Here is a 13743-nt window from a genome sequence, read left to right as displayed (position 1 = left end):
CCTAAGGGGTGCTGGTCAGGGCGTCGGTGATGATGGCTTCGATGGCGTCGACGACTCCGCCGCCGTTGATGACGGCGTAGAGCACCGCCGCCAGGGCCGCGGCCGCCAAAGATCCCATGGCATATTCCACCGTCGACATCCCCTCCTCATTGGCCATGATCCGGTGGGTTCTGGCCTTGAGATCTGCGATCTTAAGGCGGGAGGAGGTGGACTGCTGCAGCTTCTGGATGGACATGATTTTCTCCTTGTTCGAGTGTGGTTTTCGAGTGTGGTGTTCAGGATTGATGGGTGAAGTGGGTTGACGGGGATGGAGGGTCAGGGGTTGAGGATCTGGGTGCCCAGGCCGATCACCACCGGAGCCAGGCCCAGGATGATGAAGCCGGGGAGGAAACACATTGCCAATGGCAGCGCAATGAACACCCCGGCGCGTTCGGCGGCGGCTTGGGCCGCGTCCGAGGCCTCACTGCGGAGGGTCTCGGCGATGCGTTCACAGCCCTCGGCCACCGCCGCCCCGGAGCGCTGGGACATTCGGGCCAGGCCGGCGAGTTCCGAGAGTCCCGGGATGTCATTCATCGCGCTCCAGGCCCGGGCGGGGTCGACGCCCACCTGCAGCAGGGCGGCGACCGAGGTCCAGTGCCCGGCGGTGTCGGCTGCTGCTGCGGCAGCCACCGCCGATGCCGCCTGCCCGGTGGACAGCCCTGCTCTCAGGCAGGCGGCGAAGAGACTGATATCGGCGGCCACCCCCAATCGGTCCACCTTGGGGCTCCCCCGGGCCCGGTCCAGTCGGGAGTTGAGCCAACCGGGCAGCGCGGTCGTGGTGTTTCCTTCCGGCCCGTCCCGGGGGTGCTTGGGGCCTCGCCAACCTTCCCTGCCGCGATGCCAGGGGCCGGGTGGGGTCAGCTGGAAAGCTGCGGCGAGCAGGAGCAGTCCCAGGGGTGGGAGGATGCTGATCATGTCGCTGCCCCCATGATGATCTGTCGGGACCAGAGGAAACCACTGCAGCTCAGAGCAACCCCGAGCAGGAGGAGGATGCCTCCCAACCCGCCCCCGAAGAGCAGTCCCAGGGGGTCCGCCCCCATGGCACTGCCCATGCCCACCCCGGCGAGGGGCAGCAGGGTCAGCACCACCGCGGTAGCCTGGGGGCCCTGCAGGGCGGCGTTGGTGGCGGCACGGTGCCGGGTTCTGGCATCCAGGCGTTGTTGTGCTTCTCCGATCAGGGGTGCCAGGGGGATGCCATGATGTTCGGCGGTGCGCCACATCTGTGCCAGTTCCCCGAGTTCCGGGACGGTGGCGCGGGCGTCATGCAGGACATCGGGGCCGGAGCCCCCGGAGCGGGTCCGGGCTGCGGTCACCTCGACTGCGGACCGGAATTCCGGGGGTGCGTTTTCGGGGACTGAGTCGGCTGCCGCTGAGATGGCCTGGGGGATGCTGGAACCGGCGCGTAGTTCACCCAGCAGATGACCGAGGAATACGGCGGTGGCGGCACTGCGTCGGCGGCTGCGCTGCCCTGCCCTGAGTTGTCGCAGGCTCCAGGTGGCGGTGCCGATGATGACACCAGCTGTCAGGGCCACGGTGGGTTCCCCGATCAACAGGAAGCTCAGGATCACCACGGCCAGACTCAGGATGAACACCACGCCTGGGGAGCGGCTGCCGGTATTACCGGGGATCATCTGGCCCAGACCCCGGGTGAAGGTCCGGAGCCGGAGATCCGGGCCGGGCAGTGGGAGAACCAGCCCCAGGCCGAGGAGGAATACGGCGATCACAGTCCCACCTGCCTGCGGAAATCCTGGAATTCCGGGGAGGGCCCATTATCCAGGTCCCAGATGACGACGCTCTCCACCGGGTTTCCCCGCAGGACCCCCACCTGGTGGAGCTGCCTGCCGACCGCGGTACGCCGCATCACCAGGACCACCTTCACCGCGGCGGAGAGCTGGGAGTGCAGGGCCGGGGCATCCAACCCACCCAGGGCGGCGAGGGCCTCCATCCGGGCGGGGACCTCATGCAGTGAGTTGGCATGCACGGTACCGGCGCCGCCATCATGTCCGGTGTTGAGGGCGGCGAGCAGATCCACCACCTCCCCACCCCGGATCTCCCCGACCACGATCCGGTCGGGACGCATCCGCAGGGCCTGGCGCAGCAATTCGGCGAGGCTGATCCCACCGCTGCCTTCTATGTTGCTGCCCCGGCTAACCAGGGAGACCACATGGGGATGCAGGGGCTGCAGTTCAGCGGTGTCCTCGATGCACAGGATCCTTTCCTGCTCCGGGACTTCCGCCAGCAACGCAGAGAGCAGGGTGGTTTTTCCGGAGCCGGTGCCACCGACCACCAGGAATGCCTGCCGTGCGTGCACCATGGCGCGCAGCAGCTGGGCCATTTCCTCGCTCAGGGTTCCCCCGGACACCAGTTGGGGCAGGGTGGTCACTGCCTGTCGTAGGATCCGCAGGCTCAGACAGGTGCCACCTTCTGCGGGCGGACTGAGCAGGGCATGGACCCGGATCTGGCTGCCATCGGAGCGGTGCAACCTGCCATCGGCGAAGGGTTGGGCATCATCGAGTCGTCCACCGCAGGCCACCACCAGTCGGGTGGCCAGCCGCCGGACCTCGACCTCGGAGTCGAAGATGAGCTCGGATTTCTCCATTCCCCGACCCCGGTCAAACCAGACCTGTTCCCGGCCATTGACCACGATGTCGGTGACACCGTTGATCATCAGCAGTTGTTCCAGCTTTCCCACCCCGGTGGAGTCATGACGGAGTTTGCGCAGAACCTCCAGCACATCGACATCACTGATCGCTCCGGCCTCCGCACGGACCAGTCGGGCCGTTTCGGCGGCATCCCCACCGATGGATTCAGCCACCATCCGACGTTGGACTTTCTCCAGCAGCTCCTCAACCCGGTTCATCGGCGCAGCTGCTCTCGGTTGAGCACCTCGACCGCCGCCAGTCCGGCCTGGGCGGCCAACAGCAGTGGCCGGGGAAGATTCTCCGGAAGTCCCTGCATCTCGGTCTGCTTGGACAGCCGAGAGATGGTTCCCAACTCGGCAATGACCTCCGCCCGGGTGATGTTCTCCACCTCAGGGACCCCCAGCCCGGACCAACCGCGGTGTCGCAGGATCAGCTCCACCTCCACCTGGCGTGACCGCCAGCGGGCAACCTGCTGGGCAGCGGCCGCCACCGGACGAACCTCGGCGGGCACCAGCAGCAGCACCCGGTCACAGTGCTCCACCGCAGCTTCGGTGACCTCCCTGCCGACGGGCAGGTCAACCACCGTCAGTTCCGGACCGGAACGCAGGCTCTCCAGGGCGGAGATGAGTTCACTGCCGCTGAGTTCATAGGGGTCTGCGATGGTGGCGCGGGCTCCGGTGAGCAGGGTGATCCCGTCCCGGGAGGTGGGCAGTGCGGCGCGGAGTTCCCCGACCGCGATCGCCCCTTCCCCGAAGCTCAGGTCCTGCCAGCGGGCCCCGCTGACATCCTCCAGACCCAGGAGCAGGTCCAGGCCACCTGCCCGGGGATCAGCATCAATTAAAGCCACTTCACCCACGCGGCGGGCCTGCCTGGCCAGCGCCACCGCCAGGGTACTGGCCCCCGCTCCACCGGCGGAACCCGTGATGCCCAGAACCTTCCCCTGACCTTCAGCGGAGTGTTTCTCCCGGCCCAGAGCGCCCAGGAGTTCCGCGGCCTGCGCCGGAATGACCAGGGCGTTATCGGCGTGACATCCCAGGGCCAGCCGCCAATCCACGGGACCAGAATCAGCGACCAGGAAATAGACATGGCGACGGCGGGGCAGTTCCCCCAGTCCGCTGACGGTGTCGGCATCGATGAGGACCGCATCCACCCTCCGGTAGTGGCGGATGATTTCCGCGGGCTCGGTGGTGTCGATGATCTTTCGGCCGGTGGCGGCCGCAATATGGATGGCTTCGGGATGAAGCACCGGATTACTGATCGCCACCAGAATGGGGGTTTGCGCTGGACTCATGCCACTCACCATCGCGGCGGCACAACGCTTCCACAATGCCTCTCAGACAAAGCTGTGGAGAAACCCCGATCATGTTGATGCCTCAACATGGTTCTGTGGATAACTCCCTTTCCCACACAGCAGGGGAAGGTGGATCATGCGATTCTCTCCACAGAACCTCGCCACGGAGATTCCCCGGCAAGAGAGAGATAGAGAAAATAAAGGACGGTCCGCGCCTCGGGGGGGGTGTGCGCGGACCGTCTACCCGGCCTCGGGGGGCGAGCCGGGGCAGGCCACTCTGTATATCGGGGCCTTGCACTAGGCATTATTACATACCACTCAAGGCATGACAACACTCTCGGAAAAGAAATTAGCAAATCTTTTCGAGAATATTTCCCCTTTCCCGGCTGGTACGCGACTCCGCCCCCAACAGCGCAGGCCAAGACCCCTCCACCCGAAAGGGTCAGCCCTATCCCATTCCTCGAGATTCATTCTTCAAGGCCCGTCGACCCGCCTCAGGGATTCACCCCCTGGACCGGCCTTGGGCACTTCTCCAAATCTTTCCTGAAACGAAGTCACCCACTCCGGCGATATCCCCTTTGAGACCAATTTGTAACCAATGGGAGCTTCCCGCCCCCATGCCCGGCAGAGATGGATACTGATGCAAACGAAGCCCTTGAGAGCCAATCTCTCCAGTCACGTTTTCCACAGCAGCCACTATGCCCACAACCTCCACAGCGTTAGACTGACAAAGATGATCCACCAGGAAGAACACTCGGCAGTCATCGGCCCCCGCCGGGTGGCAGCCTTCTTCGACCTGGACAAAACGGTGATCGCCACCTCCTCAGCCCACGCTTTCGGCAAGGAGTTCATGCATAACGGGCTAATCAGCACGGCAGAGGCCATCGAACTCTCGATGAGCAAGGCCACCTACATGTTCTCCGGCCACAACAGCACCCAGATGGATTCCTCCCGGGACCAGCTGGCCACCATGGTCACCGGCTGGGATGTGGAGCAGGTGCGCGCCATCGCATCCGATGCACTGCACCATGTGGTCACCCCGACCATCTATGCCGAAGCCCGTGAGCTGATAGAAAAGCACCGCGCCGCCGGTCATGAGGTGATCATAATCTCCGCCTCCGCCACCATGCTGGTCGAGCTGATCGCCGAAGAACTGGGGGTGGACCAGGTAGTGGCAACCGAGATGGAAACCTCGGAAGGCAAGTTCACCGGCGAGATCTCCTTCTACTGCAAAGGCCCCGCCAAGGCTGAGGCCATGCGCCGTCTGGCCGAGGAAAACCACTACGACCTCGACGCCAGCTACGCCTACTCGGATTCCGCCACGGATATCCCGATGCTGGAGGTCGTGGGCAACCCCACCGCCGTCAACCCGGACCGCCAGATGAAGAAGAAGTCCCTGGAGAACGGTTGGGAGATCCTCTCCTTCCGCAATCCGGTGCCGCTTTTCCAGGCCCCCAGCGCCCGGGAGCTGACCATCGGTTCCAGCCTCTTCGCCGGTGTCGCCGCCGCCGTGGGTGGCCTGCTCTGGGCCCGGCGGGCCCGCCGCGGCACCGCCTGACCCCCAGAAAGTTCAGCTAGGCGGCGGCCTGGGCGATGGCCTCAGCTTCTGCTGCCCCAGCTTCCCAGGCCCGGAACATCAGCTCCAGGAATACCCCGACCCCTTCCGGACCACCGCCGAATCCAGCCAAGGCCATCGCGTACTCCCTGCGGTGCCGATTGAGATAACTTTCCGGGACCGCCAGTCCCCGCGGGTCAAAACCGGAGTGCACCGCCGCCAGTCGGCAGGCAGCCCGGGCCACCAGCCCACTGCGGGGGCCGAAGATCTGCGCTGAGGCGATCTCCCCGTGGACGATCTGGGGCAACAGACCATCATGGGCACCGCCGACGATGACCTGGGTGAGGGTGCGCAACCTGGTGGCCCCTGCGGCAGCCACCGGCACACCATCCCCACCGGCGAGTACATCCATCCGGGCCAGCACCTGGAGCGGGGCACGCCCGAAGGTGCGGGCCGAGGACTCCAGCTTTCCTGGGGCAAGCAGGCTGTAGCAGCTGATGGCCTGGCCCAGTGGGCCGGCGGGTTCGCTGCCGAGGTCGATGTCGTGGCCGTCGATAAGCGTGCTCAGCCGGGCGCCACGGAGCACGGACTCGGATCCGGTGACCTCCGGGTGCCTTAAACTCACCGGTCGACGGTGGACGGCGGCGATCGCGGCACGGGCACTCTCATGGAGTTCGGCGACCTCGCCGAGGTTCAGCAGTGGGTGAAGCGGGTCTACAACGGTCATATCAACTAGGGTAGTGCTGAGGAAACCAACAACTAATCCGGTCATCAGGCACGCAACCCGCCGCCATCCGTGGCACCATTGGAGCTAGTGCTCCCCAGCGTTTCACCTGTCGATCTAATGGAGGAAAGAGCATCGTGAGCAATCAGAACGGCCTATTTACCAGTGGCACCGAGGATTTCTCCGCAAAGGTGAATTCCATTCCGCTGAGCGATGTGGACACCCACGGCGCCGGGCAGGGATCCATCGGCAACCTGATCAGCGACGCCACCGCCCAGATGTCCAGCCTCTTCCGGGCTGAAGTTGAACTGGCCAAGACCGAGATCGCCGGCGAGGCCAAGAAGGGTGCGATCGGTGGCGGGCTTTTCGGTGTCGCCGGTGTCATCGCCCTCTACAGCTCCTTCTTCTTTTTCTTCTTCGTCGCGGAACTGCTGTCGACCTGGCTGGACCGCTGGGCCGCCTTCCTCATCGTCTTCCTGGTGATGGTCGTCATGGCCGCTGGCCTGGCGTTCTTCGGCTACAAGAAGGTCAAGAAGATCAGCGCCCCGAAGAAGACCATCGATTCGGTCTCTGACCTCAAGCACCTGGTGCCGGGACAGGCCACCAAGAAGCTTGAGGCCAAGAACCGGGGCATGTACAGCTAGGTCCCCCGGGCAACCGCTGGTGCCGCTCACTTAATTTCACTTCCCCCGGGCCGCTGATCTGCCGCACGCAGGTCGGTGGCCTCCCCCATCCCAGGAAGAAGCCCCCGCGCGGTGTGTATCGTCGACCCTGGGATGGTTTTTCCTGTGTCCGAAGGAGGATTCCGGTGACCTCAGCCCGAGAAGGTGCCCCCGCCGAACCTGTGCCGGACGCCCATGGCGAATTTCCGCCCGCCGTCGTCTCCTTGGAGGGCCCCTTCCAGCATGAGCTGGTGCATACCCGGGGCATCCGCCTGCACACCGCCACCGCGGGTGATCCCGCAGATCCGTTGATTGTGCTGGTGCACGGTTCCTTCGGCGGTTGGTTCGACTACCGGGAGGTCATCGAGCCGCTGGCACAGGCAGGGTTCCACGTCGCCGCAGTTGATGTCCGCGGTTATGGGATGTCTGATAAACCCCCCACAGGTTATGGCTATGACCTGCGCAATGCCGCGGGTGACCTCTCCGGGCTGATCCGTGCGCTGGGGCATGGTTCCGCGATCATGGTCGGCAATGACACCGGTGGTGCGGCAGCCTGGGTGCTGGCGGCCAACAACCCGGAACGGGTGCGCGCCCTGGTCGCGGTATCCGCCGCCCACCCCACGGATCTGCGGCGTTGCATCGCCTCCCGCCCCTGGCTCTTCCACCGGATGCTCATCCGGATGCTGCTGAATCAGCTGCCCTCCGGGCTTTCCTCCCGCCTGCACCGCTTCCAGAAGACCGCCTACCGCCGCCAGCTGCAGGTGAACACCACCGCCGAGTATCAGCGCAGCCCGCTCTTCGAAAAAGAGCTGGAGCTACGCCAGCTGGCGGCCCGGATCAGCAACACCGGACCGGCGATCGTGCACAATAACCGCCTGCTCACCGGTGTGGTGCCCCTGTCCTGGATCAGGCAGCAGGTGAAGGTACCCACGCTCCTGCTCTACCAGGAGCAGGGGGCATGGCGGCACCTGGCGACCAGGGCCCGGCAGCGGGTGGCCGCGGGCACCCGGGTGGAGCAGGTGGCGGTGCCCGGCACCCGTAACCTGCCGCACCTGGAGAACCCTGCCGGGTTCGTCCGGGCGATCACCGACTTCCTCGCCGAGGTCCAGCCACAGCGCTGAACAAGCCCCACCCGGCACGTTTAAGCGCTCCCCCTAGCGGGCCACGCAGGCCTGGGTGTCCACCGTCTGCGTCAGGCTGGTGACATCACCGACCTGGCGCTGCACCTCCGCTGCAGTCAGGGCATAACCGGTGTCTGAGGAATCCACTGAGGCCCCGAAGACCACGCCCAGGACCTCACCCTCCGCATTGGCCATCGGGCCGCCGGAGTTGCCCTGACGGATGGAACCGCGCACCGTGTATGCCTCCCGCTCCACCCGACCATTGGCGTAGATATCAGGGCCGGCGATGGTGATCTGCTCCCGGATTCGGGCTGGCGCCGCCTCGAAGGGACTGGACTCCGGAAAGCCCATCACAATCGCATCATCACCGGTGGTGGCCGGGGTCTGCGCCCAGGGCATCACCGGCAGGTCCAGACCGGGACTGTGCAACACCGCGATATCGACATCCGGGTTGTAGTAGACCACCTCGGCCTCCTTCATCCCCAGCACCGTGTCCAGACGAACGGTCTCGGTACCTGCCACCACATGGGCGTTGGTGATCACATAATCCGGTTCCGTGACGAACCCGGAACCCATCAGACGACGGCTGCACACCTGGGCATCACCGAGCACATGCACCACCGTGGGACGCAGCGTCTCCACCAGCTCCTGGTTGGCCACCGTGATGCGTGGGGCCTGCACCTCCGGGGAGGAGTCCGTCTGGAAGGGGGAACCGATCAGCGGGATCCCACTGTCATTGAGCAGCGCAGAAATCTGGGTGGGCACGCGATTCAACTGGTCCGGGGTGACCTGATCCACCGCGCCCAGCACCGTGGAATTGCGGATCCCCTCCCCGATCAACCCACCCACCCCGGTGGCCAGGGGAATCGCCACCAGCCAGGCCACGAATAAGGTGACCACGCCCTGGAAGACGGCACCGATACCGGAATCCACCTTCATGCTGGAACGGAAACGCATCCGGTCCCGCAATGAGGCCCCCAGCAACCCACCCACCAGGTTTCCCACTCCCACCAATAAAATGATGGTGCCCAGCGCCAGCAGCACCCGCAACGCGGTGGAGTCCGTCAGCCGCATCACCACCGGTGCCAGCGCGGCACCACAGATCAGGCCGGCGATGACACCCACCGTGCTGAGCACGGAGGAGAAGGCACCCGCCCGCCAACCGCTGACCAGGGCCGCCAGGATCGCAATGATCAGCAGTACATCGATGATCAGGCTCGCGGTCACTTAGGTGCTCCAATTCGGGATAGCAGGGGAAAATGCGGTGGGGATGTCAGAAGTTCTATCAGAGGGAATCAAAAACACCTACAGGGTTCGCTCATTATTACGTGATGATGCCAGGGCACGGCGTAGATCCACATTCTGCGCCCGATCCCAGGGTTCCTCCCAGCCGGCGTGATACAGCACCGAAGACAACAGCATTCCGGTGAAACCCCAGATGATATAGCCATTCGCCCGGAACGCAGGGCCCCGCCAATCCCCCCAGGAAACCATGAGCCGCTTATCCGGATCAATCAGATCAAAAAGCGGCACCTCGAAAACCTCATCGGCTTCCTCCGGACTGACCACGCCCACCCGGGAAGGCGAATGCCAGTGTCCGAGGATGGGATGCACCGGATAACCGGAGGCCCGGATATGCACCTCATCCAACTCCGCCACCGGACTGAGACTGTGCCGGTCCAGGCCGGTCTCCTCCCACGCCTCCCGCAGCGCACAATCCACCGCGTTGATGTCCGTGGGATCCATCTGACCACCCGGGAAGGCGATCTGTCCGGAATGGGAACGCATCCTCGGCGAACGGTGCGTCAACAACACCGCCGCATCATTGGGCAGCTCCGCAGAGGTCTCCGCCCCCGAGAAGAGCATCAGCACCGCTGCCCGACGCTGATCATCAGGGGCGGTGGAACGGTGCAGCCCACCGGCCCGCAGGGTGGAATGCACACTACCGCTGTCAATGCTGCGCAAAAGTTTATTCATCCACAAGGGTGCGACCTCCGGGCTGAGGTCGATATTTTCCCCGGGGCGATCAGCAATGAACTGCGGCACCGGGGTCATCAGGTCCGGTGGCAGGGGAGATGGTTGCGCTGTGTCCTCGTTGGCGGACACCCCTCCCGACCCACTGTCTCTGCTGTTGTCCCGCACCGGGCGTTGGCTCATGTCAGAGCCTCCGCCACCGCGGTCTCCAACTGCTCCAGGGATTCGAAGGGCTGGGGGAACATCGCCACCTGCTGCCCCTCGACCAGGACCACGGTGATCGGCACGACCCCGGGTAGCCCGAGAGTGCCGGCGAAGAGGTTCTCATCATCCTGGTAGGAGGACAGTTCAATGCCCAGATCATTGAGCATGGCTGCCCCATTGCCCGGGTTGGGGTCGGCATGGACACCGACGACGTTGTATTCCGGGTGGGCGGCGGCGAATTCATCGAAGACGGGCAGTTCATCCCGGCAGGGACCACACCACCAGGCCCAGAGATTGGCCACCGTGGCTTCGGTGCCCACCGGCTCTGCATCCCCGGCCACCTGGCCATTCTCCCCGCCCAGGCAGGGCAGTCCCACCGCGCCCACCCCCATGCCGAGGCAGTCCGGGCGGGCAGCCACCTCAACGGCAGGTTCCGCCACGTCCTCACCTGCCTCCGGAGAGACGCCAGCCCCGTCCCCGGAGTTGACACTGTCAAGCATCATAGGCACCGCCGTGATCAACACCACCACCAGGATGATGGCGGCCACAACGGTCCATTTCACACTATTGCGCATCTGACTCACATACCTGCCATTTCCAGAAGATGCTCCTGATTGCCGCCCCTGAGCAGAGCCTCCGCCGCCACCGGATCCGCCGGCCCAGCCACCCCAAAGGAAGGGCAGTCAGCGGCCAGGAAACAAGCACCACAGGCCGCCTTCCGACTGTGGCAGACCCGCCTGCCGTGGAAGATCATCCGGTGGGAGAACATCGTCCACTCATTTTTCTCGATCAAATCCGCAATGGCGAACTCCACCTTCACCGGGTCGGTCTCCGCGCTCAACTGGAGGCGGTTGACCAGTCGGCCGAAGTGGGTGTCCACCGTCAACCCCGGAAGATCGAAGGCGTTACCCCGGACCACATGGGCGGTTTTGCGACCAACCCCGGGCAGGCTGACAAGGTCATCAAGCGCCTGGGGGATCTCCCCTTCGAACTCGGTGAGCAGGCGCTGCCCCATCCCGATCAGGTTGCGGGCCTTCGCCCGGTAAAAACCGGTCGGGCGAATATAGCCCTCCAGTTCCGCCTGCACCGCACCCCCATAATCCGCGGCACTGCGATAACGGGCGAAAAGCGCCGGGGTGACCTGGTTGACCCGCACATCGGTGCATTGGGCACTGAGCACGGTGGCCACCGTCAGTTCCAGGGGGTTGGAGAAATCCAGTTCACAGTGCGCATCCGGATGTCCGAGCGCCAGGGTCCGGTTGATCCGACGGGCCCGCCGCTTGCGCCCCATCTCGGTCTCCCGCCCGCGGGCGGCCAGATGGGAACCCACCCGTGGTCGGTCGGCGGGGGTGGTCCGCCGAGTGGTTGAGCCTGCTGCCTGGGACATACGCTCCACTTTAGCCAGCACCTCGGAGTAGACCGAAGTCGTGTTGATCCCCACAGTGCCGAAGCTCGATGTTGTCGGGTCACCGACACTTGCTAGTGTGTTTTACATGTCCGCATTCCTCGTCATCCTGGTACCCGTCTTTTTGGCGATCTTCGCCATGCAGATGGAACGACTTGAGGCGACTGTCCTGCGCGATCCGAAGGCTGAAGAGAGCGATCCCACGGCGGCCGAGTAAGATGTATTTTGTCACTTCCGAGCACCTGACCTATCAGAACAACTGTGAGAAATTGTCCAGTTGAATGCGAAAGTGACCAATTCCACGGTACAGTGGTCTTGAACACAGTTTTGAAGTGCAGAAGAGTTCCGACTTCCACCTCATCAGAGTGCGATTCCATTGTGTGGTCGCGCCGAGGATAGTTACGAACAGTTCCCCCGTTGGTCGGATACCGCCCTGCACACGTACCCCAAGGAGATGCACGTGGAAGGTGTACAGGAGATTTTGTCCCGCGCCGGGATTTTCCAGGGCGTGGACGCTGGTGCCGTCGAGAACCTGATCCGCGATATGGAGACTGTCCGTTTCCCACGTGGAACGACGATTTTCGATGAGGGCGAACCGGGTGACCGGCTCTACATCATCACCTCGGGCAAGGTTAAGCTGGCCCGCCATGCCCCGGACGGCCGTGAGAACCTGCTCACGGTGATGGGCCCCTCCGACATGTTCGGTGAGCTCTCCATCTTCGATCCGGGCCCCCGCACCTCCTCTGCGGTGTGTGTCACCGAGGTTCACGCCGCCACCATGAACTCCGAGATGCTGAAGGACTGGGTGGGTAGCCATCCGGAGATCGCGCAGCAGCTGCTGCGCGTGCTGGCCCGCCGTCTGCGTCGTACCAACGCCTCCCTGGCCGATCTCATCTTCACTGATGTGCCCGGTCGTGTGGCCAAGACACTACTGCAGCTGGCCAACCGTTTCGGTTCCCAGGAGGGTGGCGCCCTGCGCGTCAACCACGACCTCACCCAGGAGGAGATCGCCCAGCTGGTCGGCGCTTCCCGTGAGACCGTGAACAAGGCCCTGGCGACCTTCGCCCACCGTGGCTGGATCCGCCTGGAAGGCAAGTCGGTGCTGATCATCGACACCGAGCACCTGGCCAAGCGCGCCCGTTAGCTCCCCCACCTCGCTTATCGACGCCCCCACCGGGGCGTCGATAAGTGCTTTTCCCTGAGGTGGGAAAAGAAAACCGGCCCTTCCCCTCACTGCGGCGAGGGGAAGTGCCGGTTTCCGGATTCCCGGTTATTCGCCGTTGCTGGCGAGGTAGCGCAGCGCCACCCTGGTGGACTGCTCGGCGGCACCACGCAGCACCGGATCCACATCGTCATACATCAGGCTCACCAGTTCCGAGAGCGCGATATCCTTGCCGCGCTCACTCCAGACCTGGCGGATCTGGGAAAGGCGGTGCTCACGGCGCTCGATGTACTTGCGAGCGAAGGCGGAGAGATCCTTCCCCTCCGGGCCGTGACCCGGCAGCAGCATGATGCCACGGCCGCGTTCCTCCAGCAGTTCCAGGGACTGGATGTAGTCACCCAGATCTCCGTCGGTCTCGGAGATCATCGTGGTGTGGCGACCTGCGATGGTGTCACCGGTGATGACGCCCTCCAGGGTGGAGGTACCGACCTCACCGCTCCAGATGAAGAAACAGACCGAATCAGCGGTGTGCCCGGGGGTGTGGACGACCTCGATCTGCGGGGTGACCCCATCAATCGAGATGATCTCCCCGGCCACCAGCTTCTCGGCACCAGCGGTGCAGGTGGCGTCGAAGGCGCGGACCGGAACGCCGGTCAACTGGCGGAACCGTGGGGCGCCATCGGCATGGTCGTGGTGGCGGTGCGTCAGCAGCACCAGGCCCACCTCCCGTGCCTTGGAATTCAAGACATTGAGATGACCCTCGTCTTCGGGACCGGGATCGATGACAATGCTTCGCTCATCCTCCGGGCCACGGATGACCCAGGAGTTGGTTCCCTCGAGAGCGGCATACCCCGGATTAGGACAGAGGACTACTGATGCGGACTCAGTCACCGGCCGAAGCTGGCTATAAGCAGGATGCTCCATAACGTCCACAATAGCCCCCCAAGGCACTTCGGCAGAACTG

Annotated in this window: 16 protein-coding genes; 5 read left to right on the top strand and 11 right to left on the bottom strand. The window is 64.3% G+C overall.

Annotated elements, in window-relative coordinates:
* Position 1: 1 nt before the first annotated feature.
* The 5 genes from COCCU_RS01610 to ssd all read right to left on the bottom strand — a co-directional run bounded on the left by COCCU_RS01610 (position 2) and on the right by ssd (position 3972).
* Entirely contained in the window at positions 2-235 is a 234-nt protein-coding gene (locus COCCU_RS01610) for a DUF4244 domain-containing protein (protein WP_156229864.1), read from the bottom strand.
* Positions 236-315: 80 nt separating this feature from the next.
* Complete coding sequence (locus COCCU_RS01605; RefSeq protein ID WP_156229863.1) at positions 316-954, bottom strand: type II secretion system F family protein; 639 nt, start codon at positions 952-954, stop codon at positions 316-318.
* Positions 951-1763 (bottom strand): type II secretion system F family protein, encoded by an 813-nt coding sequence (locus tag COCCU_RS01600; protein WP_156229862.1) that lies wholly within the window; start codon positions 1761-1763, stop codon positions 951-953. The genes COCCU_RS01605 and COCCU_RS01600 overlap by 4 nt, the downstream gene beginning before the upstream one ends.
* A complete protein-coding gene (locus COCCU_RS01595; protein WP_156229861.1) occupies positions 1760-2899 on the bottom strand; it encodes a TadA family conjugal transfer-associated ATPase in 1140 nt (379 codons plus the stop codon). Before COCCU_RS01595 ends, COCCU_RS01600 begins: the two co-directional genes overlap by 4 nt.
* Positions 2896-3972, bottom strand: a complete 1077-nt coding sequence (gene ssd, locus COCCU_RS01590; protein ID WP_197088404.1) for a septum site-determining protein Ssd — start codon at positions 3970-3972, stop codon at positions 2896-2898. Before ssd ends, COCCU_RS01595 begins: the two co-directional genes overlap by 4 nt.
* Before the next feature lie 733 nt (positions 3973-4705).
* Between ssd and COCCU_RS01585 the strand changes: the two genes are divergently transcribed.
* Positions 4706-5530, top strand: a complete 825-nt coding sequence (locus tag COCCU_RS01585) for an HAD family hydrolase (RefSeq protein ID WP_156229859.1) — start codon at positions 4706-4708, stop codon at positions 5528-5530.
* 16 nt (positions 5531-5546) lie between these two features.
* On the opposite strand, the gene COCCU_RS01580 is transcribed toward COCCU_RS01585, so the two are convergent.
* Positions 5547-6254, bottom strand: a complete 708-nt coding sequence (locus COCCU_RS01580; protein ID WP_156229858.1) for a hypothetical protein — start codon at positions 6252-6254, stop codon at positions 5547-5549.
* 134 nt (positions 6255-6388) lie between these two features.
* Here COCCU_RS01580 and COCCU_RS01575 point away from each other — a divergent pair, with 134 nt between their 5' ends.
* Complete coding sequence (locus COCCU_RS01575; RefSeq protein WP_156229857.1) at positions 6389-6895, top strand: phage holin family protein; 507 nt, start codon at positions 6389-6391, stop codon at positions 6893-6895.
* A gap of 164 nt (positions 6896-7059) precedes the next feature.
* Complete coding sequence (locus COCCU_RS01570; RefSeq protein WP_231598821.1) at positions 7060-8034, top strand: alpha/beta fold hydrolase; 975 nt, start codon at positions 7060-7062, stop codon at positions 8032-8034.
* A 33-nt stretch (positions 8035-8067) separates the two neighbouring features.
* Here COCCU_RS01570 and COCCU_RS01565 read toward each other — a convergent pair whose 3' ends face one another.
* From COCCU_RS01565 to nth, 4 genes are all read right to left on the bottom strand, one after another.
* Positions 8068-9261 (bottom strand): MarP family serine protease, encoded by a 1194-nt coding sequence (locus COCCU_RS01565; protein WP_156229856.1) that lies wholly within the window; start codon positions 9259-9261, stop codon positions 8068-8070.
* Between the two features lie 78 nt (positions 9262-9339).
* On the bottom strand, positions 9340-10089 hold the full coding sequence (locus COCCU_RS01560; RefSeq protein WP_156232493.1) for an NUDIX hydrolase: 750 nt from the start codon (positions 10087-10089) through the stop codon (positions 9340-9342).
* A 98-nt stretch (positions 10090-10187) separates the two neighbouring features.
* Positions 10188-10787, bottom strand: a complete 600-nt coding sequence (locus COCCU_RS01555) for a TlpA family protein disulfide reductase (protein WP_156229855.1) — start codon at positions 10785-10787, stop codon at positions 10188-10190.
* A gap of 5 nt (positions 10788-10792) precedes the next feature.
* Positions 10793-11599: an endonuclease III gene (gene nth, locus COCCU_RS01550; protein ID WP_156229854.1), complete on the bottom strand. Its 807-nt coding sequence runs from the start codon at positions 11597-11599 to the stop codon at positions 10793-10795.
* Between the two features lie 106 nt (positions 11600-11705).
* Here nth and COCCU_RS14805 point away from each other — a divergent pair, with 106 nt between their 5' ends.
* Both COCCU_RS14805 and glxR read left to right on the top strand, forming a co-directional pair.
* On the top strand, positions 11706-11834 hold the full coding sequence (locus COCCU_RS14805) for a hypothetical protein (RefSeq protein ID WP_269434466.1): 129 nt from the start codon (positions 11706-11708) through the stop codon (positions 11832-11834).
* 243 nt (positions 11835-12077) lie between these two features.
* The gene (gene glxR, locus COCCU_RS01545) at positions 12078-12761 is read left to right on the top strand and encodes a CRP-like cAMP-activated global transcriptional regulator GlxR (RefSeq protein WP_156229853.1); all 684 of its coding nucleotides are present in this window, start codon (positions 12078-12080) and stop codon (positions 12759-12761) included.
* 126 nt (positions 12762-12887) lie between these two features.
* Here glxR and COCCU_RS01540 read toward each other — a convergent pair whose 3' ends face one another.
* Positions 12888-13703 (bottom strand): MBL fold metallo-hydrolase, encoded by an 816-nt coding sequence (locus COCCU_RS01540; protein WP_156229852.1) that lies wholly within the window; start codon positions 13701-13703, stop codon positions 12888-12890.
* Between the last annotated feature and the right edge of the window lie 40 nt (positions 13704-13743).

The sequence above is a fragment of the Corynebacterium occultum genome (genome assembly GCF_009734425.1).
In the GTDB taxonomy this organism is placed as follows: domain Bacteria; phylum Actinomycetota; class Actinomycetes; order Mycobacteriales; family Mycobacteriaceae; genus Corynebacterium; species Corynebacterium occultum.
The sequence above is the reverse complement of the archived record's forward strand: the minus strand, read 5'-3'. Positions and strand labels throughout refer to the sequence as shown.

Excerpts from the sequence above, each read along its gene's own strand:
- nth (WP_156229854.1), bottom strand. The coding sequence starts at position 11,599 with ATGTCCCAGGCAGCAGGCTCAACCACTCGGCGGACCACCCCCGCCGAC.
- COCCU_RS01580 (WP_156229858.1), bottom strand. The coding sequence starts at position 6,254 with ATGACCGTTGTAGACCCGCTTCACCCACTGCTGAACCTCGGCGAGGTC.
- COCCU_RS01610 (WP_156229864.1), bottom strand. The coding sequence starts at position 235 with ATGTCCATCCAGAAGCTGCAGCAGTCCACCTCCTCCCGCCTTAAGATC.
- COCCU_RS01555 (WP_156229855.1), bottom strand. The coding sequence starts at position 10,787 with ATGCGCAATAGTGTGAAATGGACCGTTGTGGCCGCCATCATCCTGGTG.
- COCCU_RS01560 (WP_156232493.1), bottom strand. The coding sequence starts at position 10,089 with ATGACCCCGGTGCCGCAGTTCATTGCTGATCGCCCCGGGGAAAATATC.
- COCCU_RS01605 (WP_156229863.1), bottom strand. The coding sequence starts at position 954 with ATGATCAGCATCCTCCCACCCCTGGGACTGCTCCTGCTCGCCGCAGCT.
- COCCU_RS01540 (WP_156229852.1), bottom strand. The coding sequence starts at position 13,703 with ATGGAGCATCCTGCTTATAGCCAGCTTCGGCCGGTGACTGAGTCCGCA.
- ssd (WP_197088404.1), bottom strand. The coding sequence starts at position 3,972 with ATGAGTCCAGCGCAAACCCCCATTCTGGTGGCGATCAGTAATCCGGTG.
- COCCU_RS01595 (WP_156229861.1), bottom strand. The coding sequence starts at position 2,899 with ATGAACCGGGTTGAGGAGCTGCTGGAGAAAGTCCAACGTCGGATGGTG.
- COCCU_RS01585 (WP_156229859.1), top strand. The coding sequence starts at position 4,706 with ATGATCCACCAGGAAGAACACTCGGCAGTCATCGGCCCCCGCCGGGTG.
- COCCU_RS14805 (WP_269434466.1), top strand. The coding sequence starts at position 11,706 with ATGTCCGCATTCCTCGTCATCCTGGTACCCGTCTTTTTGGCGATCTTC.